This is a genomic window from Mesorhizobium sp. M7A.F.Ca.CA.003.01.2.1, from assembly GCF_003998945.1.
Lineage (GTDB): Bacteria > Pseudomonadota > Alphaproteobacteria > Rhizobiales > Rhizobiaceae > Mesorhizobium > Mesorhizobium ciceri.
The window spans coordinates 1-1,795 of record NZ_RZRA01001057.1; the positions used below are offsets into that span (position 1 = coordinate 1).

1 protein-coding gene and 1 pseudogene are annotated in these 1,795 nt (G+C 64.8%); one reads left to right on the forward strand and one right to left on the reverse strand.

The genetic code is table 11. The features are described from left to right. Positions 1-354, forward strand: a pseudogene (locus EN969_RS29555) (alpha/beta hydrolase); the annotation flags it as partial. 26 nt (positions 355-380) lie between these two features. On the opposite strand, the gene sthA reads toward EN969_RS29555, so the two are convergent. Further along, entirely contained in the window at positions 381-1,769 is a 1,389-nt protein-coding gene (gene sthA, locus EN969_RS29560; RefSeq protein ID WP_063167758.1) for a Si-specific NAD(P)(+) transhydrogenase, read from the reverse strand. Between the last annotated feature and the right edge of the window lie 26 nt (positions 1,770-1,795).

Sequence of the window (1,795 nt, forward strand, 5' to 3'; positions counted from 1 at the left end):
CATCTCGACCTCTCGCGCACAATTTTCCTCGGCTATTCGAACGGCGCCAATCTGGTTTCGAGCCTGATGCTGCTGCATCCGGGCCTTGTCGAACGCGCCGCGCTGCTGCGACCGATGCCGGTGCTCGATGATGTGCCGGCGACGGAGCTGTCAAAGGTGCGGGTGCTGATGATCGCCGGCGCCGCCGACCTCACCTATGCGCCTTTCGCCCCTGCTCTGGTGACATTGCTCAGTCGGCATGGCGCCGAGATCGACGCCAGGATTGTCTCATCAGGTCATGAATTCGGCAGCGCCGACGCGGCAATCGTCAGGCAATGGCTGGCGGGACCGGCGGCGGTGGCGCAGGCAGGCTGACAGGCTCGCCGCCACGACCAGCCGGCCTACCCTCTTCCCATCCGGTTCCAGGCATCCAGCCCAGCGATCTTGTAGGCTTCGGCGAGCGTTGGATAGTTGAAGGTGTTGTTGACGAAGAAGTCGACGGTGCCGCCGAGATTGATCACCGCCTGGCCGATGTGGATGAGCTCGGTGGCGCCCTCGCCGATGATGTGCGCGCCGAGCAGACGGCGCGTTTCGATCGAAAACAGCAGCTTCAGGAAGCCGGTGTTGACACCCATGATGTGGCCGCGCGAGGTCTCGCGAAAACGCGCCACGCCGACCTCGTAGGCCGCACCGCTCTCACGCACCTGTTCTTCGGACTGGCCGACCGTCGAGATTTCCGGCACCGCATAGATGCCATAGGGGAAAGTTTCCGGCGGCGGCGGCAAGGGCACTCCAAAGGCATGGCAGGCGGCCACCCTGCCCTGCTCCATCGAAGTCGAGGCCAGGCTCGGAAAGCCGATGACGTCGCCGGCGGCATAGATGTTGGGCACGCTGGTCTGGAAGGATTGCGGATCGACCTTGATGCGCCCTCTGGAGTCGGCGTCGATGCCGACGACATCCAGGCCCAGGCTGCCGACATTGCCGGTGCGGCCGGCGGCGTAGAGCACAACCTCGGAACGGATGGTGCGGCCATCGGCCAGTTCCACTTCGGCGGCGTCCGGCTTGGAGCGGATCTCCTTCACCGCGCTGCCCAGCCGGATGGTCATGCCGCGATCGCGCATCTGGTGGATGAAATCGTCGACGATCTCGCGGTCGACGAAATCGAGGATGGAGTTGCGCGGCTCGACCAAGGTTACCGGCACGTCGAGCGCGGAAAAGATCGTCGCATATTCGACGCCGATGACGCCGGCGCCGATCACGGTCAGCGTGCGCGGCAAGCGATCAAGCTCCAGCATCTCGTCGCTGTCGAAGACGCGGGTCTTGTCGAAAGGCACGTCGCGCGGGCGGTGCGGCCTGGTGCCGACCGCTATCAGCGCATTGGTAAAACCGACCTCGCTGTAATCGCCAGTGTCTGATGTCAGGCTGACCTTGTTGGGGCCAAGGAATTTCACCGCGGCGCGAGCGCTCTTGACCGTGTTGCGCATGAACTGGTGCTGCAGCACCTCGACCTCATGGTCGAGCGTCTTGTGCAGGCGCTCGACCAGATCGCCGACCGAGATATCCTGCTTGACCCGGTAGCCGCGCCCGTAGAAGCCGCGCTCGCGCCAGCCCGAAAGATTGAGCACCGTTTCGCGCAGCGTTTTCGATGGGATGGTCCCGGTATGCACCGAGACACCGCCCAGACGCCGGCCGCGGTCGACCACCAGCACGGACTTGCCGAGCTTGGCCGACTGCACCGCGGCACGGCGGCCGGAAGGGCCGCTGCCGATGACCAGCATGTCGTAGTCCATATTGCCCCGTCCCCTGTGCGCTCTGC

Excerpts from the sequence above, each read along its gene's own strand:
- sthA (WP_063167758.1), bottom strand. The coding sequence starts at position 1,769 with ATGGACTACGACATGCTGGTCATCGGCAGCGGCCCTTCCGGCCGCCGT.